The sequence below is a fragment of the Micromonospora sp. D75 genome (genome assembly GCF_018070405.1).
Classification (GTDB): domain Bacteria; phylum Actinomycetota; class Actinomycetes; order Mycobacteriales; family Micromonosporaceae; genus Micromonospora; species Micromonospora chalcea.
In genome coordinates this window covers 1-22,576 of the sequence record NZ_JAGPXV010000020.1, presented here as the reverse complement: position 1 = coordinate 22,576, position 22,576 = coordinate 1, and the positions used below count along the sequence as shown (strand labels likewise).

At 73.3% G+C, this 22,576-nt stretch carries 20 protein-coding genes; 10 read left to right on the top strand and 10 right to left on the bottom strand.

What is annotated here, in order from left to right:
• Positions 1-549: FGGY family carbohydrate kinase (locus KBX39_RS02670; protein ID WP_247659815.1), on the bottom strand; the 549-nt coding region annotated here is incomplete at its 3' end.
• Positions 550-769: 220 nt separating this feature from the next.
• Here KBX39_RS02670 and KBX39_RS02665 point away from each other — a divergent pair.
• Positions 770-2,689: a chorismate-binding protein gene (locus KBX39_RS02665; RefSeq protein WP_210869034.1), complete on the top strand. Its 1,920-nt coding sequence runs from the start codon at positions 770-772 to the stop codon at positions 2,687-2,689.
• 69 nt (positions 2,690-2,758) lie between these two features.
• Here the strand turns inward: KBX39_RS02665 and wrbA are convergent, their stop codons facing one another.
• The gene (gene wrbA / locus KBX39_RS02660; protein WP_043329810.1) at positions 2,759-3,376 is read right to left on the bottom strand and encodes an NAD(P)H:quinone oxidoreductase; all 618 of its coding nucleotides are present in this window, start codon (positions 3,374-3,376) and stop codon (positions 2,759-2,761) included.
• An 85-nt stretch (positions 3,377-3,461) separates the two neighbouring features.
• Between wrbA and KBX39_RS02655 the strand changes: the two genes are divergently transcribed.
• Both KBX39_RS02655 and KBX39_RS02650 read left to right on the top strand, forming a co-directional pair.
• Complete coding sequence (locus KBX39_RS02655) at positions 3,462-3,953, top strand: GNAT family N-acetyltransferase (protein WP_064445393.1); 492 nt, start codon at positions 3,462-3,464, stop codon at positions 3,951-3,953.
• A 197-nt stretch (positions 3,954-4,150) separates the two neighbouring features.
• Complete coding sequence (locus tag KBX39_RS02650) at positions 4,151-5,254, top strand: winged helix DNA-binding domain-containing protein (RefSeq protein ID WP_210869031.1); 1,104 nt, start codon at positions 4,151-4,153, stop codon at positions 5,252-5,254.
• Positions 5,255-5,502: 248 nt separating this feature from the next.
• Here KBX39_RS02650 and KBX39_RS02645 read toward each other — a convergent pair whose 3' ends face one another.
• From KBX39_RS02645 to KBX39_RS02630, 4 genes are read right to left on the bottom strand one after another with little or no spacing between them, the layout of a single operon-like run.
• Positions 5,503-6,711: an ABC transporter ATP-binding protein gene (locus KBX39_RS02645; RefSeq protein ID WP_210869029.1), complete on the bottom strand. Its 1,209-nt coding sequence runs from the start codon at positions 6,709-6,711 to the stop codon at positions 5,503-5,505.
• A gap of 9 nt (positions 6,712-6,720) precedes the next feature.
• A complete protein-coding gene (locus KBX39_RS02640; RefSeq protein WP_043329801.1) occupies positions 6,721-7,557 on the bottom strand; it encodes a carbohydrate ABC transporter permease in 837 nt (278 codons plus the stop codon).
• 1 nt (position 7,558) lies between these two features.
• A complete protein-coding gene (locus tag KBX39_RS02635) occupies positions 7,559-8,560 on the bottom strand; it encodes a carbohydrate ABC transporter permease (protein ID WP_043329800.1) in 1,002 nt (333 codons plus the stop codon).
• Positions 8,557-9,840, bottom strand: a complete 1,284-nt coding sequence (locus KBX39_RS02630; RefSeq protein WP_210869027.1) for an ABC transporter substrate-binding protein — start codon at positions 9,838-9,840, stop codon at positions 8,557-8,559. The genes KBX39_RS02635 and KBX39_RS02630 overlap by 4 nt, the downstream gene beginning before the upstream one ends.
• Positions 9,841-10,255: 415 nt before the next feature.
• Here KBX39_RS02630 and KBX39_RS02625 point away from each other — a divergent pair, with 415 nt between their 5' ends.
• The 3 genes from KBX39_RS02625 to KBX39_RS02615 all read left to right on the top strand — a co-directional run bounded on the left by KBX39_RS02625 (position 10,256) and on the right by KBX39_RS02615 (position 11,364).
• Complete coding sequence (locus KBX39_RS02625; RefSeq protein WP_043329796.1) at positions 10,256-10,687, top strand: hypothetical protein; 432 nt, start codon at positions 10,256-10,258, stop codon at positions 10,685-10,687.
• Between the two features lie 47 nt (positions 10,688-10,734).
• Positions 10,735-11,010: a hypothetical protein gene (locus KBX39_RS02620; protein ID WP_030500352.1), complete on the top strand. Its 276-nt coding sequence runs from the start codon at positions 10,735-10,737 to the stop codon at positions 11,008-11,010.
• 72 nt (positions 11,011-11,082) lie between these two features.
• A complete protein-coding gene (locus KBX39_RS02615; RefSeq protein WP_223201390.1) occupies positions 11,083-11,364 on the top strand; it encodes an SCO0607 family lipoprotein in 282 nt (93 codons plus the stop codon).
• An 8-nt stretch (positions 11,365-11,372) separates the two neighbouring features.
• Here the strand turns inward: KBX39_RS02615 and KBX39_RS02610 are convergent, their stop codons facing one another.
• The 3 genes from KBX39_RS02610 to KBX39_RS02600 form a co-directional block, all read right to left on the bottom strand.
• Positions 11,373-12,065: a hypothetical protein gene (locus KBX39_RS02610; protein ID WP_140946554.1), complete on the bottom strand. Its 693-nt coding sequence runs from the start codon at positions 12,063-12,065 to the stop codon at positions 11,373-11,375.
• A gap of 387 nt (positions 12,066-12,452) precedes the next feature.
• Positions 12,453-13,238 carry a DUF4184 family protein gene (locus tag KBX39_RS02605; RefSeq protein ID WP_210869025.1) on the bottom strand — a complete coding sequence of 262 codons (786 nt, stop codon included), beginning with the start codon at positions 13,236-13,238 and terminating at the stop codon, positions 12,453-12,455.
• Positions 13,239-13,259: 21 nt separating this feature from the next.
• Positions 13,260-13,958 carry an HAD family hydrolase gene (locus KBX39_RS02600; protein ID WP_210869023.1) on the bottom strand — a complete coding sequence of 233 codons (699 nt, stop codon included), beginning with the start codon at positions 13,956-13,958 and terminating at the stop codon, positions 13,260-13,262.
• 135 nt (positions 13,959-14,093) lie between these two features.
• Here KBX39_RS02600 and KBX39_RS02595 point away from each other — a divergent pair, with 135 nt between their 5' ends.
• A complete protein-coding gene (locus tag KBX39_RS02595; RefSeq protein WP_205798360.1) occupies positions 14,094-15,413 on the top strand; it encodes a hypothetical protein in 1,320 nt (439 codons plus the stop codon).
• A 47-nt stretch (positions 15,414-15,460) separates the two neighbouring features.
• On the opposite strand, the gene KBX39_RS02590 is transcribed toward KBX39_RS02595, so the two are convergent.
• A complete protein-coding gene (locus KBX39_RS02590; RefSeq protein ID WP_043329786.1) occupies positions 15,461-18,160 on the bottom strand; it encodes a glucosidase in 2,700 nt (899 codons plus the stop codon).
• A 42-nt stretch (positions 18,161-18,202) separates the two neighbouring features.
• On the opposite strand from KBX39_RS02590, the gene KBX39_RS02585 reads away from it, so the two are divergent.
• The 3 genes from KBX39_RS02585 to KBX39_RS02575 form a co-directional block, all read left to right on the top strand.
• Positions 18,203-20,146, top strand: coding sequence for an amylo-alpha-1,6-glucosidase (locus tag KBX39_RS02585; RefSeq protein WP_209962566.1), 1,944 nt, complete (start codon positions 18,203-18,205; stop codon positions 20,144-20,146).
• A gap of 130 nt (positions 20,147-20,276) precedes the next feature.
• Complete coding sequence (locus tag KBX39_RS02580; protein WP_210869021.1) at positions 20,277-21,602, top strand: glycosyltransferase family 4 protein; 1,326 nt, start codon at positions 20,277-20,279, stop codon at positions 21,600-21,602.
• 139 nt (positions 21,603-21,741) lie between these two features.
• Positions 21,742-22,576, top strand: an 835-nt coding sequence (locus KBX39_RS02575; RefSeq protein ID WP_247659816.1) for a serine/threonine-protein kinase, incomplete at its 3' end; no start/stop codon positions are given.

The window sequence follows — 22,576 nt, the reverse complement described above, 5'->3', positions numbered from 1 at the left end:
GTCCAGGCGGCGCAGGTCGAGCAGCCCGGTGCCGGAAGCCATCGACATGGACATCGGCACGTCGCCAAGCAGCACGCCGAGCACGTACTCGGCCAGCCCGGTGAAGCGTGCGTTCCGCGCGCCGTGCTCCCGCAGCCAGGGCAGCCGCACCGACCAGAAGCAGCGGTGCCACCACGTGCCGGTACGCCTGTGGAAGTCCGCCGGGTCGGCCGGGCCGACCGCGCCGGCGAGCGCCTCCGGCCGGGTGTCCAGCCAGGTCAGCACCGGTCCCGACGGGGGGCCGTCGGCGGCCAGCGGCAGCACCGAGTGCCACTGCGCGGAGGTGGCCACCAGGTCCACGTCCCGCAGGTGCCCGCCAGCGGCCAGCTCGTCCAGGCACTCCGTCAGGCACGCCAGGTAGGCCGGGCCGTCCAGCGTCCCGGTGCCGTCGTCCCCGGTGACCAGATGCACCCGGCGACGGGCCAGCGCGCCCGGACGCGGCACCGCGTCCGCGTCGAGCACCAGCCCACGCACCGAGGAGGTGCCCAGATCGAGAGCGAGGATGTCCATCGCCGATCAACCTACCCGGCGCGACCGGCTTACCGGAGGCGGGCTGATCGCGTACAGTGACGGTCATGCCCGCGCACCTGTCCTGCTGGTGGCCCGCCGACCCGGCGGCCCACCCCCGCGCGTAGCTTCCCCACGCGGCCGCCCGACGAGGCGGCCGCCGGTCTTCCCCGGCATCCCGGGTCGCCCACGTCGGCGGTCACCGGCCCACCGAGGAGACCCGATGACCCGCCCGTCCGACCCGCTCGCCGCCGTCGCGGCCGGCCACGACCCCGGCCCGTTCGCGCTCGTCCGCCGCGAGGGCGCCGACCACGTCGACCTGTTCACCGGCCCGGTACGCACCGCCGACCGGCTCGCCGACCTGCCGCTGCCCGACGACGGCGCCGGCCCGCGCACGCTGGCAGTGGTGCCGTTCCGGCAGGTCACCGAGCGTGGCTTCGAGTGCGTGGACGACGGCATGCCGCTGGAGTTCCTGACCGTCGAGGCGCACCGGCGGATACCACTGGCCGAGCTGCTCGGCGCGCTGCCCGACGCCGCCGTACGCACCACCGACGCCGGCTTCGACATCGCCGACGACGAGTACGCGGCGGTGGTGGACCGGGTGCTCGCCGACGAGATCGGCCGGGGTGAGGGCGCGAACTTCGTCATCCACCGCACCATGCGCGCCACGGTGCAGGGCGACCCACTTGCCGCGGCCCTGGCCGCGCTGCGCCGGCTGCTGCTGCGCGAGCGGGGCGCGTACTGGACGTTCCTGGTGCACACCGGCGCCCGGATCCTGGTCGGCGCCAGCCCGGAGCGGCACGTCAGCGTCGCCGACGGTCTGGTCGAGATGAACCCGATCAGCGGCACGTTCCGGCACCGGGGCGAGACCGTCGACCGGGCTGAGCTGCTGCGCTTCCTGCACGATCCGAAGGAGGTGGAGGAGCTGTACATGGTGCTGGACGAGGAGCTGAAGATGATGGCAGTGGTCGCCGAGCACGGCGGCCAGGTGGTCGGGCCGTACCTGAAGGAGATGGCGCACCTGGCGCACACCGAGTACCTGCTGGCCGGGCGCTGCTCCCGGGACGTGCGGGAGGTGCTGCGGGAGACCATGTTCGCCCCGACCGTGACCGGCAGCCCGATGGAGAACGCCTGCCGGGTCATCGCCCGGCACGAGCGCGCCGGCCGGCGCTACTACGCCGGGGTGCTCGCGCTGCTCGGACGCGACGAGCAGGGCCGGCAGACGCTGGACGCGCCGATCCTGATCCGGACCGCCGAGATCTCGCCCGAGGGCGCGCTGCGGGTGCCGGTCGGCGCCACGCTGGTGCGGCACTCGACGACCGCCGGGGAGGTCGCCGAGACGCACGCGAAGGCGGCGGGCGTGCTGGCCGCGCTCGGTCTCGGCCCGGACGCGCCGGGCGCTGGCGCCGAGCCGGCCGTCAGGTACGCCGACGACCCGGAGGTACGCGCCGCGCTGGCCGCCCGCAACGCGCCGCTGGCCCGGTTCTGGCTGGAGCAGCGCCGGCCGGGCGCGCTGGCGCTGCGCGGGCTCGCCGGCCGGCGGGCGCTGATCGTCGACGGCGAGGACACGTTCACCGGCATGCTCGCCCACCAGCTCGGCGCGCTGGGGCTGGCGGTGACCCGGCGGGACTGGCCGGACCCGGGGCCGCTCGACGGGTACGACCTGGTGGTGGTCGGCCCCGGTCCGGGCGATCCGCGGGACCCGGCAGCGCCGAAGATGGTGGCGCTGCGGGCGCTGCTGGCCGAGCTGCTCGCCTCCGGCCGGCCGGCGCTCGCGGTGTGCCTGGGCCACCAGCTGCTCGCCGGGCTGCTGGGTCTGCCGCTGCACCGGCGGGACGCGCCGTACCAGGGGTTGCCGCGCGACGTGCCGGTGTTCGGGGTGACCCGCCGGGTCGGCTTCTACGCCAGCTTCACCGCCCGCGCCGACGCCGACCGGATGACCGGCCCGTACGGCCCGGTGGAGCTGTCCCGCGACCCGGCCGACGGCGCGGTGCACGCGCTGCGCGGGGCGGGTTTCGCCGGGGTGCAGTTCCACCCGGAGTCGGTGCTGAGCCAGGACGGCACCTCGGTCCTGGCGGATCTGCTCGGACATCTGCTCGACCGGCCGGCGCTGAGCGCGCATGGAGCGGCCGATCGCGGGTAGGGCGAGGGGCGACCGGTGGTCCGGACGGGTTCGAGAGCCCCCGTCCGGCCACCGGTCGCCATCCGCCGGTCAGCCGGCCATGCCCCGCTTCAGCGCGGCGCCCATGAGCGTGGCCCGCTTGGCGGTCAGCGCGGTGGCGGTCAGGGCCACGTGGTCCGGGGCCACCTCGCCGTTGTTGCTGGTGTGCGAGGCGCCGTACGGGTTGCCGGCGACGAACTGGCTCGGGTCGGTGTAGCCGGGGGTCACCACGATCCCGCCCCAGTGGTAGAAGATCGTGTACAGCGACAGCAGCGTCGCCTCCTGGCCGCCGTGCGAGGTGGCGGTCGAGGTGAAGCCGCTGTACACCTTGTCGGCGAGCGCGCCGGCCGCCCAGAGCGGGCCGGTGGTGTCGATGAACTGCTTGAGCTGTGCGGCGACCATGCCGTACCGGGTGGGCGAACCCATGATCACCACGTCGGCCCAGGAGAGGTCGTCCGGCTGGGCCTCCATCACGTCCTGGGTCTCCAGCCGGTGCGCCTGCCAGCCCGAGTTGGAGCGGATCGCCTCGTCGGGCGCCAGCTCACGCACCTTGCGCAGGCGCACCTCGGCACCGGCTTCTTCCGCCGCCTCGACTGCCGACTGCGCCATCTGGTAGGTGATGCCGGTCGCGCTGTAGTAGATCACCGCGACCTTGACCTGGCCATCCATCAGACGATCCCTCCTCGTTTGGGGTCAACTCCCGCGACTACCCGTTACTTGTCGCGTCAAACGGCGGGCGTGGCATGCTCGCCAGGTGGAGATCCGCACCGCCACCCCCGCCGACTGGCCACTGATCTGGCCGTTCCTGCGCGAGATCGTCGCGGCCGGCGAGACGTACACGTGGCCCCCGGACGTCACGCAGGAGCAGGCCCGGCGGCTCTGGATGCCGGGCCCACCGGCGCGGACGGTGGTCGCGGTGGCGCCGGACGGCGCGGTGCTCGGCTCGGCGAAGCTCGCGCCCAACCAGGGCGGCCCCGGCGACCACGTGGCGAACGCCTCGTTCATGGTCGCCCCGGCCGCCGCCGGGCACGGCGTCGGGCGGGCACTGGCCGGGCACGTGCTCGCCGCGGCCCGGGCCGACGGCTACCGGGCCATGCAGTTCAATGCAGTGGTGGCCACCAACACCCGGGCGGTCGCGCTGTGGCGGTCGCTGGGCTTCGCGGTGATCGGCCGGGTGCCGGAGGGCTTCCGGCACCCCACCCGGGGGTACGTCGACCTGCTCGTCATGCACCGGCGGCTCGACTGACCGAGGCTCAAGATTTGCGCAAGTTCCGCGCGAAAACGCTTTCCCGGCCCAGCTCAGCGAGGATCCTGGTCGGACCGGCGCCAGCCAAGTCGGCTGCCCCCGCGCCGGGAACCTGAACGGGGGATCGCGCTTCGTCGGCAGCGCGGCCGGCGCAGCGCGATCAGGGGCTGTCGGACCCCGGGCCTACGCTGACGCCCGTGACCGTTCGCCTCAGCCGCGCCGAGGCGCTCGCGCTACGGATGACCGGCCTGCTGCTGCGCCCGCACCCGACGGCCCGTCCCGAGGGCGTCGCCGACGTGGTCGAGTGGTTCGGCGCCATGCAGGCCCAGGACGCCGCGAGCGGGTTGTGGTCGCTCGGCGTACGCCTTCCCGGCGCCACCCAGAACGACGTCCGCGCGGCGCTGGAGCGGCGCGAGGCCCTGCGCACCTGGCCGATGCGCGGCACCGTGCACCTGGTGCCGGCGCGCGACGCGCGGTGGCTGCTGGAGCTGACCGGGGTGCGGACGCTGGCCGGCATCGCCTCGCGGTGGCGGCAGCTCGGGCTGACGGTCGCCGACGGTGAACGGGCCGGTGAGGTGCTGGGTGCGGCGCTGGCCGGCGGCGGCCGGCTCACCCGCGCCGAGTGCCTGGCCGCGCTGCGCGCCGCCGGGCTGGACACGGATGGTCAACGCGGCTACCACCTGCTCTGGTACGCCAGCCAGCGCGGCGTCACCTGCATCGCCCCGCACGTCGGCAACGAACAGACGTTCGTGCTGCTCGACGAGTGGGCGCCCGATCCGCGCCGCCCGGAGCGCGACGAGGCGCTGGCGTTGCTGGCGCACCGCTATGTGCGCGGCCACGGCCCGGTGACCCGGCACGAGCTGGCCCGGTGGACCGGCCTCACCGTCACCGACGCGACCCGGGCGATCACGCTGGCCGGTGACCTGCTCGCCCCGGTCGAGGTCGACGGCGAGCCGGCGGTGGTCGACGCCGCGCTGCTCGACACGCCCCGCGCGCCCGTCGACGACGTGCACACGCTGCCCGGCTTCGACGAATACCTGCTCGGCTTCAAGGACCGGTCGCTGATGCTCGACCCGGCGCACGCCGCAGCGGTGGTCCCCGGCAACAACGGGATGTTCCGGTCGACCGTGGTGCGCGGCGGGCGCGTGGTCGGCACTTGGACGCGGACGATCGGCGCGCGGGCGGTGACAGTGACAGCGCACCAGCTCGTGCCGTTCGACGCCGCGCTGCGCACCCGGGTGGACGCCGCGCTGACGGGTTACGCCCGCTTCCTCGGCTTGGAGCTGCGTCACTCCTGGTGAGCGACGGCTCCCGCCGTTGCCTTACCTCATTCTCCTCTGCTGCCGTGCATCCCCTTTGCTCTGCAGCCATCGGCGCATCGGGTCGCCGCGCCCGTGCTCGGTGGAACGCCATGGGTGTCAAAACCGCGCCGAGACACCCGTGGCGTTCCACTCACGCCGATGGCCGACTACGGAGGGAGGGTGAGCTGGCCGGACAAGGCCGAAGGGCCGGCGGCACCGCGTGCCACCGGCCCTTCGCGCGTCCGGGGTCAGTCGGCCAGAGCGCCGGCCGAACGGCCCTCGTGCAGCGTCAGGTTACGGCCGCTGCCCGGGTCGAACAGGTGGATCTTCTCCAGGTTGAACCACACCCGGCGCGACTCGCCCTCGCGTACCTGGGACTCCGCCGACAGGCGGGTGACCAGGTTCGAGCCGCCGCCCGCGAAGTCCGCCGCGCCCGCGTCGGCGGCCAGCTCCTCCAGTTCGGCGGCGGTCGCCCGCTCCCCCTCGACGGTGAAGTAGACGTACTTGTCCGAACCCATCGACTCGACGATGTCCACCGGCGCCTCGAACTCCATGCCCCGGCGGCGGGTCTCGTCGTCGATCAACGCGGCGTCCTCGAAGTGCTCCGGCCGGATGCCGAGGATCAGCTCGCGGGGCGCGTCACCGGCCTCCAGCTCGCGGCGGACCCGCTCGCCGATCGGCACGTCTCCGAGCGCGGTCCGCAGCTTCCCGTCCTCCACCGCGGCGTGCACGAAGTTCATCGAAGGCGAGCCGATGAACCCGGCGACGAAGAGGTTGCGCGGGTGGTCGTACAGCTCCTGCGGCGGGCCGACCTGCTGCACCGCGCCGCCGCGCATGATGACCACCCGGTCGCCGAGCGTCATCGCCTCGGTCTGGTCGTGGGTGACGTAGACGGTGGTGGTGCCGAGTTGCTTCTGCAGCCGCGACACCACGGTGCGCATCTGCACCCGCAGCTTGGCGTCCAGGTTCGACAGCGGCTCGTCCATCAGGAACGCCTTGGGCTGGCGGACGATCGCCCGGCCCATCGCCACCCGCTGCCGCTGGCCGCCGGAGAGGTTGGCCGGCTTGCGGTCCAGCAGCGCGGTCAGCTCCAGCACCTTCGCCGCCTCGTCGACCTTCTGGTTGATGGTCTCCTTGTCCAGCTTCGCCAGCCGCAGCGGGAACGCCATGTTCTCCCGAACGGTCATGTTCGGGTAGAGCGCGTACGACTGGAAGACCATGGCGATGTCGCGGTCGCGGGGCGCCTTGTCGTTGACCCGCTCGCCGCCGATGCGCAGCTCACCGGAGCTGATGTCCTCCAGCCCGGCGATCATGTTGAGCGTGGTGGACTTCCCGCAGCCGGACGGACCGACCAGGATGACGAACTCGCCGTCGGCGATCTCCAGGTCGACGTCCTGTACGGCGGTGGTCCCGTCCGGGAACCGCTTGCTCACCTTGTCCAGCACGATGTCGGCCATTGCTACCACCTATCCCTTGACTGCGCCGGAGGTCAGACCGGAGACGATGCGGCGCTGGAAGAAGAGCACGAACAGGATGATCGGCACGGTGATCACCACGGCGGCGGCGCAGATCGCCCCGGTCGGGTCCTCGAACTGCGACTCGCCGGTGAAGAACTGCAGCGCCACCGGGACCGTGCGGGACCGCTCGGTCGAGGTGAGCGTGATCGCGAACAGGAAGTCGTTCCAGCAGAAGATGAAGACCAGGATGGCGGTGGTGAACACGCCCGGCGCGGCCAGCGGCGCGATCACCCGCCGGAACGCCTGGGCCTGGGTGGCGCCGTCCATCTTCGCCGCCTTCTCCAGGTCCCACGGGATCTGCTTGAAGAAGGCCGACAGGGTGTAGATGGCCAGCGGGAGCGCGAACGTGATGTAGGGCAGGATCAGGCCCGGCCAGGTGTCGAACAGGCCGAGCTGCCGCTCGATCTCGAACAGCGGCGACACCAGCGACACCTGCGGGAACATCGCGATCAGCAGCGAGACGCCGACCAGCAGCTTCTTGCCGGGGAAGTCCAGGCGGGAGATCGCGTACGCGGCCATCGCCCCGAGCACCACCGCGATGGTGGTGGCGATCAGCGCGATGCCGATGGAGTTGATCAGGGCCCGGACGAACTGGTCGGTGTCGAAGATGGTCCGGTAGTTGTCCAGCGTCCACTCGCGCGGCCAGAACTTGCCGTCGGTGAGCGTGGCCGGGGTCTTGAACGACAGCGAGGCGATCCAGAGCACGGGGACCAGCGCGAAGACGACGACCACGACGTCCAGCAGGCCCCAGCGCACCTTCGCCCGCGTGGTGGATTCCACTGCCATGTCAGCGCCTCTCCCCATCGTCGCTGCCCGGGGCAGCGGTGCCGAACAGCTTCACGAACACGAAGGCGATGATCGCCACGGTGATGAAGATCAGCACCGACATCGTGGAGCCGATGCCGAGGTTCAGGCCCCGGATCAGGTTGTTGTAGGCGAGCATCGACACCGACGACGTCTCGTTGCCGCCGTTGGTGAGCACGAAGATGTTGTCGAAGACCCGGAACGCGTCGAGCGTGCGGAACAGCAGCGCGACCAGGATGGCCGGCTTCATCACCGGCAGCATCACCTTGGTGAACCGCTGCCACGCCGTCGCGCCGTCGGTGGAGGCCGCCTTGAGCAGGTCCTCCGGCACCAGCGCCAGCCCGGCCATCAGCAGCAGCGCCATGAACGGGGTGGTCTTCCAGATCTCCGCCAGCATGATGATCGCCAGCGAGCTGGCCCGCTCGGTGAGCGGGGCGCTGCCGTCGAACAGGTTCGCCAGGTAGCCGGTGCCGGGCGTCCAGGCGTACCGCCAGGAGAACGCCGCGACCACAGTGACGATGCCGTACGGGATCAGCGCGGCGGTGCGGACGATCCCCCGGCCGACGAGCGTCCGGTGCATGATCAGCGCCAGGCCCATGCCGAGCACCAGCTCGACCGCGACGGTGACCACGGTGATCAGGGCGGTCACCCCGAACGCGGTCCACCAGAAGTCGTTGGTGAGCACGGTGACGTAGTTCTCCAGCCCGACGAACTGCCGCTCGTCGGGGAAGCGCAGGTCGAAGCGTTGCAGCGACAACCAGACGGAGTACAGGATCGGGTACGCGGTGACCAGCACCATGACCAGCGCGGCCGGTGCGCACAGCAGCCAGCCGAGCCGCCGTTCGGCCCGCTTGTTCTCGCTCAGCGGGGCGCGGGAGCCGCGCCGCGACCGCTGCTGCGGCACTGCGGCGTGCCGGCCGCCGGGCTGCTCGGACTCGGCCTCGGCGGCGGCCTGCGCGCCGGCCGGAGTGGCGTTCACGCTCATGGCAGAACCCCCTTGGACTCCAGCGCGTCGGAGATCGCCTTGCGCAGCTCGTCGGCGGTCTGCTCGGGCCGGATCGCCGACGGCGGCGACAGGATCGCCGACATCACCGTGGAGATGCTCTGGTACGCCGGGGTCAGCGGTCGCACCGCCGGCTCCTTCAGCTCCTCCAGGATGGTCTCCTTCATCGGGTACGCCTCGGTCATCTCCGGGTCGTCGTAGACGGCCTCGATGGTGGGCGGCACGCCGTCGTTGACGGCGGAGAACTTCTGGTTCTCGGCGTTGCGCAGGCAGCGGGCCACCTCGAACGCCTCCTCCGGGTGCTTCGAGTAGCTGCTGACCGCCAGGTTGACCCCGCCGATGGTGACCTTGCTGGGGGTGCCCGGTTCGATGCCCGGCACCCGGGCCCACTTCACGTTCTTCGCCAGCTCCGGGTTGGCCTCCTGGAGCGCCGGATAGACGAACGGCCAGTTCACCTGGAACGCGCCCTTGCCGGACTGGAACTCCAGCCGCACCGGGTCCTCCAGCGCGTTGCTGAACGACGGCGACGTCACGCCGGACGTGGCGAACTTCTTGAGCTGGTCGAGCGCGCGTACCGCGCCGGCGTCCATCTCCGCCTTCTTGCCGTCGTCACTGAGGATCTTGCCGCCGGCGCTCTCGGCGAGCGTGTTGTAGAGGACCACCAGGCCCTCGTACTGGGCGCCCATGGTGAGCACCTGGTACGGCTTGCCCTGCTCCTTGAGCTGCTGGGCGGCGGAGATCATCTCGTCCCAGGTCTTCGGCGGCTGCGACACCAGGTCCGACCGGTACCACAGCAGCTGCACGTTCGTGTTCTTGGGCGCGGCGTACAGCTTGTCCTCGTACCGGGCGGTGTCCAGCGGGCCGGCCAGCGTGCCCCGCTCCGCCTCGGCCTTGTCCTCGCCGGTCCACTCCCGGATCCACTTCGCGCTGGCGAACTCCTGGGTCCACGTGACGTCCAGGCCGAGCACGTCCATCCCGCTGTCCTGCGCGGCGAGCCGCCGCACCATCTGCACCCGCTGCTCGTCGGCCTCGCGCGGCAGCACCCGGTAGTCGATGCGGTACCGGCCCTGCGCCGCCGTGTTGCAGGCGTCGACGACCTTCTGCAGGTTCTGCTCCGGCGGGTAGTACAGGTTGATCGTGGGGACGCCGCCGTCGCCGCCGGATCCGCAGGCTGCCAGCGGGGCCACCAACGCGAGCGCGGCGGCTGCCGCCACCGCGCGTCCGGCCGGCCGTCGTGCGGCCGTGTCGGGGACTGTCGTCATCACCCTCCCCCTCTCTTCGGCGAAGAACCGGGGAGTGACCCGTGCCCCGGCGCACGGCGAGACGGCGGGGTTCTCGGTCCGATCACCGAACGCCCCGGGCGTGTCGTGCGGCTGAACGTGCCCGACCTGCGACGGAGCGAAACATCACGGACATGTGACGGTGACGGCGCGCACACCGTCGGCAGCGCGACGACGGGGCGCGGCCGACACGCCGTCCCACGTCGTGAAACGGCGAGGCTACCGAGCGTCAGCGGTCGTGCATTAGCGTGGGGCTGGCTCCGTAGCCGGCGGTCGCCGTCGACGTCGATACGCCTCCGGCCGTCCCCCACTGCCCGCCCGATCGGTTGGTTCTGTCGGGAAAGTGCCGTCCGCTCGTTCCCCGGTTGGGCAGGATTCGCCCCGAGGAGGTGCCGTCGTGCAGGACACCCGCGCTCTCGCCCTGACGTTCGAGGTGAGCGGCCTGCCCCCGGTCAAGACCGAGGCCCTGTCCATCTTCGCCGCCGGGCACCGGCAGGCGACGAGAGTCCGTACCCTGCTCCAGGCCGCCTGCACGGCGGCCCAGCGCACCGGGTGGACGCCGCTCACCGGCCCGGTGGAGGTGGACCTCACCCTGCGGTGCCCGCCCGGGCACCGCACCTCCGACGCCAGCACGCTGCTCGGCGGCGTGTGCGCGGTGCTCCAGGACAAGAAGCGGGTCGCCAACATCGGTCTCGCCCACCTCGGGGTGCTGGTCGACGTCGCGCTCTGGTCCGACGACCGGCAGATCCGCCGGCTGTCGTACGTCGAGGAGCCGGCGGAGGAGTTCTCGTACCTGGTCCGGGTGTCGGCCGTACCGACGATGGTTTGACCGACGTTCGCGGTGGGGTACCGCGGACGCCGACGAAGGGAGCGCCGATGTCGGAGCCACATGTCACGCTCGACCCGAGCGGGCTTGACCCTGTGCAGCAGAAGCTGCGTGGCCCGCTGGAGGATCAGCTGACCTCGGCCCTGCAGGCCGCCGCGGACCGGGTCCGCTCCGGCTACGCGGGCGAGCCGGTGGAGGACGTGTGCCGCCGCCTGCTCGACGAGACCCGCTCCGGCCTGCACCCGGACATCGCGGCCGGCTTCCAGCCCGACATGGACGAGTTCTGCCGGGTCGCGGTGGCGATCGTGCGGGGCGAGCTGACCTGAGCCCGGGCCGCACCCTGGAATTGAGTACGCGTACCGATGGCGGGTCCGCCCGGGGCGACGACAATTCTCCCCGTGCGAACTCGAATCATGATTGTTCTTGCCGTGCTCGGACTGGCCGGGCTGATGGCGACCACCGGCTGTTCCCTGCGGCAGAGCATCTGCGGCAGCGACGAGTACCCGGTGATCGCGGTCGGTCCGCAGGGCGGCAGTTCCTGCGTGCCGGACGGGGAAGAGCCGTCCCCGCCGTACGTGCGCTACCCGGAGGGCAAGGTGCCGCAGCACGTCGACGACGAGTGGGACGTCTACTGGCGCACCCACGGCATCGACGAGAACAACAACATCATCGACCGCTGACGCCGGCGTCAGCTGCGCCGCACGTCCACGGCCACGACGTGCGTACCGTCCGGGCGGGTGGACTCCCCCAGCCGCACCGGCAGGCGGCCGTCATCCGGCGGCAGCAGGCCGAGCCCGAAACTGAGGTGCCCCTCGAAGTCGCCGGCCACCGCCCATCCACGCAGCGTCGGGAAGCGGATCGCCGCCGGCGGCAGGTCCGCCGTTCCGCCGCCGCGCGCGTCGTGCGCCTGGGCCGGCTCGAACCGCACCGACAGGTACGCGGTGCCGGGCAGCGCGACCGGCGCGCCCCGGCCCTCGGTCACCACCCGCGGCACGTAGGCGACCTGGTAGGACGGGGTGGGCCCGCGGAACGCGAATGTGATCCGGCTGAAGCCCTCCGCCGGGTGGTCACCGACGTCCACCGCCACCAGGACGGGCAGCGGCTCCCCCGGTGGTGGGGTGACCGGCACCCGGACCCGGTGGGCGACCCGGGCCGGCTGGCCGGGCACGGCCCAGTCCCAGGTGACACGCCACGAGCCGCCCGTCGAGGCCGCTTCGGTCGGCACGGGCGGGGTGGGCGTGGCCTCCGTCGCGGTCGCCGCGGGGGCCGCCGCGGCCGTCGGGGTGGGCGCCGTGGACGCGCCGTCGTGGCCGGTCGCCGTGCAGGCCGCCGCGAGCAGCACGACCAGGCCGGCGAGCAGCGGTACGCGCTGAGGAGTCATGACTCAGTGTCGCTCCGTGACCGGCCCGCGCACCAGAGGCGTCCCACCCGATTCCGGCGCCTGTTTCCGGGGCCGGACGGGTCAGGACCGGGTCCGCAACTCCCCGGCCCTGACCCCGGCCGTCCGGTTGGGTAGCGGTCTGCGCCGCGGGAACACGGCAGGCGTGGCACGACGCCGTTCGCCGGGCTCCGCGCGGCGAGCCGGTATGCCCGCACTCAGCTCCACGGTGCTCTTACCACCGGACTCCGGTGCGCCCCCGTCTCACCCCGACGAGGCGTGGACGCCGGCTCAGGTTAGGCGCGTACGCGCAGGCCGGACAAGCGATGACCGGTGGCCGCGCCTGTGATTGATGTCTATGCGGAATTGCGGCATGTCGGCGTAACGGGGTCAGCCGGTTTCGCGCTGTTCGACTTCGAGACGCGGACTGCGCCCGGCCTGCCCCGGCGGGACGCTCCGGGCCGCGGCGGCCCCGGCGACGAGCGCCAGCGCGGCCACGTGCAGCGCCCGTACGCCGGCCGGGGCGGCGACGTCCGCCGCCGGCAGCGCGGGCAGCAGCAGCGCGCCGAGCCCGGTGACCGCCAGCGCCACCCGCCAGAACACGGCCGGGTTCGCCGCCGGCAGCGGCGGCGCGACGCCCCGGGCCGGCTGTCCCCGGCGGGCCTCCCCCACGGCCAGGACGACCACCAGCAGCCCGCCGCCGAGCCCGGCCGTCACGTCCACGAACTGGTACCAGTACACGCCGGTCAGGGCGTGGAAGTCGGTGACGCCGAACAGCCGGGGCAGGCGCTCGCTGTGGCTGACCCGGTCCCACGCGACGTGACTGAACGCGCCGATGAGCGCCGAGCAGACCGACACCTGCCAGGGATGCCGCACCCCGGCCAGCGTCGCGTACCAGGCCCAGCCGAACAACCGCCGTCCCGGCAGGTGCGCGACGACGCCGGCGACCACGCGGCGCGCCACCCAGGCGTACGCGAGCGCGACCGGCAGCCCCCACCAGAGCAGCCCGCCGAGCGTGTGTGTACGCATGCCGAGCGCCAGCGGCGTGCCGGTGAACAGGTACGCGGCGTCCGGCGCCACCGCACCGGCGCACAGCGCCACCCCGTCGAACCAGCGGGGCCGCCACAGCTTCAGCGGCAGCACCGGCGCCAGGTGCGACGGGAAGGTGAGTGGCACCTCCCGGACGTTACCGGCCGCCTAGAAGTGCTGGACCAGGTCGGGAAACGCCGCCAGCCGGATCACCTGGGAGTCGGACGGGTCCAGCTCGTCGTGCTCCAGGATCCAGGTGTTCTCGTTCGGGATGAAGACCGCGTTCATCCCGGCGGCCCGGGCGGGCAGGATGTCCGAGCGCGGGGAGTTGCCGATCATCCAGGCGGCGGCCGGGTCGAAGGCGTGCTCGCGGGCCAGCCAGCGGTACGTGTCGGCGTCCTTCTCCGGCATGATGTGCGCGGCGCGGAAGTGGTGCAGCAGCCCGCAGGCGTCCAGCTTGCGCTGCTGCTCCTCGCGCTCGCCCTTGGTCAGCAGCAGCAGCTCGTGCCGGCCGGCCAGGTCGTCGAGCGTCTCGGCCACCCCCGGCATCAGCTCGACCTGGTGCCCGATCAGAGCCGCCGCGAGCTGATCGATCTCGGCGCGTTCCCGGTCGGTGGCCGGACGCTCGCGCAGCTTCTCCAGGCACTCGCCGAGGCTGCGCAGGAAGACCTTGCTGCCGTAGCCGTGCGCGACGGCGTTGGCCCGCTCGATGTCGTCGAGCACCGCGCGGATGCGGGCCCGGTCCAGCGTGGGATGGTCGAGCCAGGTGAGGAAGTCGTCGATCACCCGCTCGAACAGGACGTTGTTCTCCCAGAGCGTGTCGTCGGCGTCGAAGACCAGCACGGCGGCATCCCGGCGCGGCGGCATGGGGCTCCCTCCCTCACGGACCTCGCACACCGTACTGCCCGGTCGCCGGACGGACCACGCGGATTATCCGGTCGGCGGGCGGTTACCGGCGGCTACCCGACTGCGCGATCCCTGGTCGGGCGACATGCTTCGGCCATGACGATCTCACCCGATCATCCACCCGGGCGCAGGCGGGGCGCGGCCGTCGCCGTGGCCGCGGCGCTCGCCGTCGCGGGCGCGGCGCTGCCGGGATCCCCGGCGCTCGCCGTCAACGCCGCACACACCACAGTCGTCGGCACGAACCCGGTCGACTGGACGCCGCACGCGCTGGACGGCACCGTGCACCGCATCCTCCAGATCGGCAACCGCGTGTACGTCGCCGGCACGTTCACCAAGGTGCGCAACGCCGGGCAGTCGGCCCAGCTGGCGATGCCCCGCCTGGTGGCGCTCGACGCGACCACCGGCCGGATCGACACCGCGTTCCGGCCGCAGGTGAACGGCGCGGTGAAGGCTCTCGCCGCCGCGCCGGACGGCCGCTCGCTCTACATCGGCGGCGCGTTCACCACTGTCAACGGCGCCGCGGCGTCCCGGCTGGCCCGGATCGACGCGGCCACCGGCGCGCGGGTCGCCGGTTTCACCACGCCGGCGCTGAACAACCAGGTCAACGACATGCGCCTGGTCGGCAACCGGCTGATCGTCGGCGGCGCGTTCCAGACCGTCGGCGGGGTGACCCGGCGCGCCCTGGCGGCGGTGAACGCCACCACCGGAGCCGCCGATCCGTCGGTCAACCTGAACCTGGCCGGTCCGCGCACGACCACCTCCGGCGCCACCGCGCCGGTGAAGATCGAGGCGCTGGACGTCTCCGCCGACGGCCGGCGGCTGGTGTTCGTCGGCGGCTTCAGCAGCGTCGCGGGCGTGGCGCGGCACCAGATCGCCGTCGCCGACCTGAGCGCGTCGGGCGCCACGCTCTCCGGCTGGGCCACCGACCGCTACCAGCCGCAGTGCGCGCGGACGATGCCGGTCTACATGCGCGGCGTCGACATCTCGCCGGACGGCACCTGGTTCGCGGTGGTCACCACCGGCGGCCCGTTCCCGGCCACGCTCTGCGACACCGCGGCGCGTTTCGAGTTCGGTGCGGCCACCGGCGGCAAGCAGCCCACCTGGGCCAACTACACCGGCGGCGACACGCTGCTGTCGGTGGCGGTGACCGGCGCGGCCGTCTACGTCGGGGGCCACCAGCGCTGGCTGGACAACCCGCAGGGCCGCAACTCGGCCGGTCCGGGCGCGGTGTCCCGGCCGGGCATCGGGGCGATCCACCCGGTCACCGGCAAGGCGCTGCCGTGGAACCCGACAAAGGACCGCGGGGTGGGCACCGGCGAGCTGTACGCCACCGACCGGGGCCTGTGGGTCGGCAGCGACACCGTGACGGTGGCCGGCGAGTACCACGCCCGGCTGGCGTTCCTGCCGCTGGCGTGACCGTGCGGGGCGCGGCGGGCTCTCCCGTCGCGCCCCCGCACACACGGTCAGCGGCGCAGCGTGAGGATCAGGTCGGCGACCAGCGCGGTCCACCCGGTCTGGTGCCAGGCGCCCAGCCCGGCGCCGTTGTCGCCGTGGAAGTACTCCGGGAAGCAGATCAGATCGCGCCAGTCCGGGTGGGTCTGGAACAGCTGCGCGGCGCCGTAGATCGGCCGCCGTCCCCACCCGTCGCGGGTGAACAGCGAGATCAGCCGCGCGGACAGGTCGTCGGCGATCTCGTCGAGCGTCCGCTTGACCCCGGAGCGGGTCGGGTACTCGACCTGCAGGTCGTCGCCGAAGAACGCGGCGTAGTCGCGCAGCGCGCTGATCAGCAGGAAGTTCGTCGGCATCCAGATCGGGCCGCGCCAGTTGGAGTTGCCGCCGAACAGGCCGCTGGTCGACTCGGCCGGCTCGTAGCCGACGCTGAACTCCTGCCCGCCGAGCGTGACGGTGAACGGCTTGTCCAGGTGGGCTCGGGACAGCGTACGCAGCCCGTACTCGGAGAGGAACTCGTCGGTGTCGAGCATCCGGGCCAGCAGCCGCACCACCTGGTCCGGGGCGACCATCGACAGCAGCCGCTGCTGCCGGCCGTCGGGGCCGATCCGGCGGCCGCCGATCACCTCGGCGTACTCCGGGCGGTTGGTGAGGAACCAGCGCAGCCGCGCGCCCAGCTCGGGCAGGCGGCGCATGGTGCGGGCGGTGAGCCGGGTGACGGCTGCGAGCGGCAGCAGCCCGACCACCGAGCGGACCTTCAGCGGCACCTTCGTGCCGTCGGCCAGGCGCAGCACGTCGTAGAAGAACGCGTCCTCGGCGTCCCAGAGCCCCTGGTGGTACGCCGCCGCGGCGATGTACGCGAAGTGCTCGAAGAACTTGGTGGCGGTGTCGGTGTACGCGCGGTCGTGCTCGGCCAGCACGATCGCCATGTCGAGCAGGTTGAGCGCGTACATGGCCATCCAGCCGGTGCCGTCGGACTGCTCCAGCACCCCGGCGACCGGCAGCGCGGCCGAGCGGTCGAACGGGCCGACGTTGTCCAGCCCGAGGAAGCCGCCCTCGAAGACGTTGTTGCCGCCGGTGTCCTTGCGGTTGACCCACCAGGTGAAGTTGAGCAGCAGCTTGTGCATGACCCGGGCGAGGAACTCGTGGTCGCGGGAGCCGTCGATCTCGAAGACCTTCAGCGCCGCCCAGGCGTGCACCGGCGGGTTCACGTCCCCGAACGCCCACTCGTACGCCGGGATCTGCCCGTTGGGGTGCAGGTACCACTCGCGCAGCAGCAGGAGGACCTGTTCCTTGGCGAAGCCCGGGTCGACCCGGGCGATGGTGACGCAGTGGAAGGCCAGGTCCCACGCGGCGTACCAGGGATATTCCCACGGGTCCGGCATGGAGATGACGTCGAAGCTGTTCATGTGCCACCAGGCGCTGTTGCGCCCGTGCCGGCGGCCGGCGGGCGGCGTGGAGCCGGGGTCGCCGGTCAGCCAGCGCTCGACGTCGAAGTGGTAGAACTGCTTGCCCCACATCAGCCCGGCGATGGCCTGGCGGGCGACCAGCGCCTCGTCGGCGGTGGCGGCGGCCGGGATCACGCTGTCGAAGAACCGGTTCGCCTCGGCCCGGCGTGCCCAGAGCACGGCGTCGAACCCGTCACCGAGGTCGGCCGGGGCGGGCGGCGCGGCGGCCGGGGGCGGCGCGGTACGGGTCAGCCGCAGCCGGATCTGCCGCTGCTCGCCGGCCGGCACGTCGAGCACGTAGTGCAGCGCGCCCTTGGTGCCGGTGCGCTCCGGGTTGACGGTGGCGGCGCCGTTGACCACGTGGTCGTTGATGCCGTCCTTGGGGTACGCGGACCGCCCCGGCAGCCCCCACAGCCGCTCGGCGTTCGTGTCGTTGTCGCACAGCAGCGGCACCGGGTCGCCGTCGCCTTCCAGCAGCAGCTGCCCGAGCACCCAGTGCTCACCGACGAGCCGGGAACCCGTGCCGACCAGCTTCGGCACCCGGTCGGCGCCGGGCAGCCCCCACGCCCAGGTGTTGCGGAACCAGAGCGTGGGCAGCACGTGCAGCGTCTCGTCGGTGTCGGCCCGGTTCGCCACGGTGATCACCACGCACATGTCGGTCGGGGACGCCTTGGCGTAGTCGACGGTGACCGCCCAGTACCTGTCGTCGTCGAAGATGCCGGTGTCGACCAGCTCGTACTCGGTGTCGTCCCGGCCGCGCAGCGCGTTCACCGCGACCAGCTCGTCGTACGGGAAGGCGGCCTGCGGGTAGTGGTAGCGCCAGCGCATGAAGGAGTGCGTGGGGGTGCTGTCGAGGTACCACCAGTAGTCCTTGGCGTCCTCGCCGTGGTTGCCGCCGTCGCCGCCGAGGCCGAACATCCGCTCCTTGAGGATCGGGTCGCGCCCGTTCCACAGCGCCAGGGCGAAGCAGAACGTCTGCCGGTCGTCGCAGACGCCCGCCATGCCGTCCTCGTTCCACCGGTAGGCTCGGGACCGCGCGTGATCGTGGGGGAAGTAGTCCCAGGCCGTGCCGTGCTCGCTGTAGTCCTCACGTACCGTGCCCCACGCCCGCTCGGACAGATAGGGGCCCCATGCGCGCCAGTCCTGCTCCCCGGCGTCGGCCTGGGCGAGCCGGTGCCGCTCGGGGTCGGGGGACGCGGAGGTCGACCGGTCGGTGATCACTGGCACATCTTCGACGCCGCCGGGGTACTTCTCCACAGCGGCCATTGTCGCCGTGGCATGTCACACCTCGCTGCCGGTGGAGGAAAGTTGATCGACATCCGTTTCGGGCCGCGCGTCTGCGGTGAGCTGTCCGCCGCCGCCACGCGGGAATGGCTGGTCACCGACGGGCTCGGCGGATACGCCATGGGCACCGTCGCCGGGCTGCGTACCCGCCGGTATCACGGGCTGCTCGTGGTGGCCGGCGACACGCCCGCGTCCCGAAAGGTGGGACTGGCGAGCCTCGACCCGGCGGTGACGCTGCCGTCGGGGCGGCAGGTCCGCCTCGGCGCGCACGAGTGGTCCTCCGGCGTGGTCGACCCGCGCGGCTTCGAGCTGCTGGAGCGCTTCGACCTCACCGACGGGGTGCCGCGCTGGCGGTGGCGCGTCGGCGACGTGGTGATCGAACGGGAGATCGCCATGACGTACGGCCGCTCGTGCGTCGCCGTCGTACACCGGTTGATCTCCGGCGGCCCGGTGCGGCTCGACCTCGCGGCGGCCTGCACGTGGCGCGACGCGCACGGCGAGCGGCGCGCCGACGGTCCGGCGCCCCGGCTGGAGGCGGCGGCCGGCGGCGCGGTGATCGACGGCGCGTACCGGCTCGCCGGGCCGGACTGGACCCCGGAGGGCCAGTGGTGGCACGGGGTACGCCACCGGACCGAGGCCGAGCGCGGCCTGCACCCGGACGAGGACCTCTGGTACGCGGGCCGGTTCACCGGCGCGCTGGACGAGCCCGGCGCGACGGTGTCGGTGCTGGCCTGGGCGGGCGACCTGGCCGAGGAGCCGCCCCCGGCGACCGCGGTGGTCGAGTCGACCCGGCGGCGCAACCGGGCCGTGACGGCGGCGGCGAAGCCCGGCGACGCGGTCGAGGCGACGCTCGCGCTCGCCGCCGACGCGTTCGTGGTACGCACCGCCACCGGCCCGGACGTGGTCGCCGGCTACCCGTGGTTCGGGGCCTGGTCGCGCGACACGATGATCTCCTACGAGGGCCTGTTCCTGTGCACGAACCGGGCCGACGAGGGCCGGGACCTGCTGCGGGCGTACGCGGCGACGCTGTCCGAGGGGATGCTGGCGAACACCGCCGACACCGGCCGGGTCGAGCACAACACCGTCGACGGCACGCTGTGGTTCCTGCACGCGGTCAGCCGGCACGTCACCGTCACCGGCGACACCGACCTCGGCGACGAGCTGCTGCCCGCGCTGCACGGTGTGGTCGAGGCGCACGTGGCGGGCACCCGGTACGGCATCGGCGTCGACCCGGCCGACGGGCTGCTGACCCAGGGCGGCCCGCCGGACGTCGCGCTCACCTGGATGGACGCCCGGGTGTACGGGGTGCCGGTGACCCCGCGTACCGGCAAGCCGGTCGAGGTGAACGCGCTGTGGATCAACGGGCTGGCCGGGCTCGCCGAGCTGACCGAGCTGGCCGGACGCGACGCCTCGGCGCTGCACGCGCTGCACCGGCGGGCCGCCGCCGCGTTCCGGGAGCGGTTCCCCGCCCCGGCCGGCTGGCTCTACGACGTGGTGGACGCCCCGGCACCGGCGTACCCGCTGGGCGGTGCCACGCACCACGACGACGACCTGCTGCGCCCCAACCAGCTGCTCGCCTGGTCGCTGCCGTACGCGCCGCTGGAGCCGGACGAGGCCACGCTGCGCCGGATCACCGAGGCGCTGTTCACCCCGCTCGGCCCGCGCAGCCTCGCCCCGGGCTCCCCCGGCTGGACCGGCCGGCACCGGGGCGGGCCGGCCGAGCGGGACTCCGCCTACCACCAGGGCACCGTGTGGCCGTGGCTGACCGGTCCGCTGCTGGACGCGTACCGCCGGGCCGGGCTGCCCACCGACGACCTGCTGGTGGGGCTGGAGGGCCACCTCGCCGAGGACGGCCTGGGCTCGGTGAGCGAGACCGCCGACGGCGACGCCCCGCACGCGGCCACCGGCTGCCCGTTCCAGGCGTGGTCGGTGGCCGAGCTGCTGCGCGCGCGGCGGACACGCCGGTAACGCGTTACAGACCGGCAACCGGCGCGTCGCCGCCGGTTATCGACCCCTCGGCAGGATGGGTGCCGACCCCACCGGACACCGCGGCGACGCCGCCGCCGGGGTGGGGACGCCACAACTCAAAGGGGGCCGCGTGTCAGCTGACGCCGAAGTGATCGACATCCAGCCCGCCCGGCGCCTGCGGGTGCTGCTGCTCTCCTGGGAGTACCCGCCGGTGCTCGTCGGTGGCCTCGGCCGCCACGTCCACGCGCTGTCCGTCGCGCTGGCCGCCGCCGGGCACGAGGTCACAGTCGTCACCCGCCACGCCGAGGGCGCCCCGCTGGAGGAGTACGCCGAGGGCGTGCGCGTCGTCCGCGCCGCCGAGGATCCGGTCCGGTTCCCGCTCGCCACCGGCTCGCTGCTGGCCTGGACCATGGCGTTCAACCACACGCTGACGCGGGCCGCGCTGCGCGCCGCCTCCGCCGGCGCCTACGACGTGATCCACGCCCACGACTGGCTCGTCGCGCACACCGCCGTCACGCTGGCCGAGCACCTGGACGTGCCGCTGGTGACCACCATCCACGCCACCGAGGCCGGGCGGCACCAGGGCTGGCTGCCGGAGGAGATGAACCGCACCATCCACGGCGTCGAGCACTGGCTGAGCAACGCCTCCGGGCGGGTGATCGCCTGCTCTGGGTACATGCGCGAGCAGGTCGCCCGGCTGTTCGGCGTACCGTCCGGGCGCATCGACGTGGTCGCCAACGGCGTCGACGACCGGGCCTGGCGGGCCCGGCCGCAGGCGGTCGCCTCCGCCCGGGCCCGCTTCGCCGCGGACGGGCCGCTGGTCGGGTACGCCGGCCGCCTGGTCTACGAGAAGGGCGTGCAGCACCTGGTGCACGCGGTGCCGCGCCTGGCCGACCGGCACCCCGGCCTGCGCGTGGTGATCGCCGGGGACGGGCCGTACAAGGACGAGCTGGTCGACCAGGCGCGGCGGCTGCGGCTGGGCGACACGGTCCGGTTCGCCGGCTTCATGGACTCCACCCAGCTGCCCGCGGTGCTCGCCGCCACCGACGCCACCGTGATCCCCAGCCTCTACGAGCCGTTCGGCATGATCGCGCTGGAGGCGGCGGCCGCCGGCGCGCCCCTGGCGGTGGCGCGTACCGGCGGGCTGGCCGAGATCGTCGAGCCGGGGGTGACCGGGGTGACGTTCCCGCACGGCGACCCGGACGCGCTGGCCGGCGCCGTGGACCGGCTGCTCGCCGACGAGGTGTTCGCCCGCCGGGTGGCGCGCCGGGCCCGGACCATGGTCACGCAGCGGTACGCCTGGTCCGCGATCGCCGCCCGCACCGCGGGCAGCTACGCCGCCGCGCGCCGCGACCACGACGGGTTCCAGGCCCGCCGGGCCACCGCCCTGCTGGCCCGGGACCGTTCCGCGATCACCATTCCGGAAGGGAATCTGCTCGCCGGTACGGCCAGTTAGGGCATGACGTCTCGCCGTGCGATAGGTACCGTCCGATCCGTTGGCTATTGTGGACCACTGACCAGCGGTGAGGAGTGCGGTGCGGGACGTAGTGATCGCCGGACGGTACCGCCTGCTCGACCTGGTCGGTCGCGGCGGGATGGGCCAGGTCTGGCGGGCGCGCGACGAGGAGCTGCATCGCGAGGTCGCGGTGAAGCAGGTCGTGCCGCCGAACTGGCTCGCCGAGAACGAGCGGGACGAGCTGCGCGCCCGTACGCTGCGCGAAGCGCGGACGTCCGCGCGGCTCAACCATCCCAACGTGGTCCGCGTCTACGACGTGGTCCGGGTCGAGGGCGACCCCTGGCTGGTCATGGAGTACGTCCCGTCCCGCTCCCTCCAGGAGATCATCGAGACCGACGGGCCGCTGCCGCCCGGGCGGGCCGCCGAGATCGGGCTGGCGGTGCTCGCCGGGCTGCGCGCCGCGCACGACGCCGGGGTGCTGCACCGGGACGTGAAACCCGCGAACGTGCTGCTCGCCCGGGACGGCCGGGTGCTGCTCACCGACTTCGGGCTGGCCGTGTTCCAGGGCGGCGACGGCGCCATGACCCGCCCCGGCCTGGTCCTCGGCTCCCCCCAGTACGTGGCGCCGGAACGGGCCGCCGAGGGCGTGTCCAGCGTCGAGGCGGACATGTGGTCGCTCGGCGCCACGCTGCACGCCGCCGTGGAGGGCCGCTCGCCGTACGCCCGCAGCACCGCCATGGCCACGCTCGCCGCGCTCGCCACCCGGCCGCCCGACCCGGCGCCGCACGCCGGCCCGCTGACGCCGGTGCTGGCCGGGCTGCTGCGGCGAGACCCGCGCGCCCGGCTCGGCCACCACGAGACCGCCCGCCTGCGCGGCGTGGGCGCGGTGTCGGACGCCGACGCGACGGCGGCCGGCGGGTCCGCGGGCCGTTCCGCCGTTCCGTCCGAGCGGCCGGCGGCCGGGCGCGAGGGCG

Coding starts and splice junctions, on each gene's coding strand:
- KBX39_RS02595 (WP_205798360.1), top strand. CDS start 14,094: ATGACGATCTCACCCGATCATCCACCCGGGCGCAGGCGGGGCGCGGCC.
- KBX39_RS02600 (WP_210869023.1), bottom strand. CDS start 13,958: ATGCCGCCGCGCCGGGATGCCGCCGTGCTGGTCTTCGACGCCGACGAC.
- KBX39_RS02665 (WP_210869034.1), top strand. CDS start 770: ATGACCCGCCCGTCCGACCCGCTCGCCGCCGTCGCGGCCGGCCACGAC.
- KBX39_RS02590 (WP_043329786.1), bottom strand. CDS start 18,160: ATGGCCGCTGTGGAGAAGTACCCCGGCGGCGTCGAAGATGTGCCAGTG.
- KBX39_RS02640 (WP_043329801.1), bottom strand. CDS start 7,557: ATGGCAGTGGAATCCACCACGCGGGCGAAGGTGCGCTGGGGCCTGCTG.
- KBX39_RS02620 (WP_030500352.1), top strand. CDS start 10,735: ATGTCGGAGCCACATGTCACGCTCGACCCGAGCGGGCTTGACCCTGTG.
- KBX39_RS02645 (WP_210869029.1), bottom strand. CDS start 6,711: ATGGCCGACATCGTGCTGGACAAGGTGAGCAAGCGGTTCCCGGACGGG.
- KBX39_RS02630 (WP_210869027.1), bottom strand. CDS start 9,840: ATGACGACAGTCCCCGACACGGCCGCACGACGGCCGGCCGGACGCGCG.
- wrbA (WP_043329810.1), bottom strand. CDS start 3,376: ATGGATGGCCAGGTCAAGGTCGCGGTGATCTACTACAGCGCGACCGGC.
- KBX39_RS02610 (WP_140946554.1), bottom strand. CDS start 12,065: ATGACTCCTCAGCGCGTACCGCTGCTCGCCGGCCTGGTCGTGCTGCTC.
- KBX39_RS02635 (WP_043329800.1), bottom strand. CDS start 8,560: ATGAGCGTGAACGCCACTCCGGCCGGCGCGCAGGCCGCCGCCGAGGCC.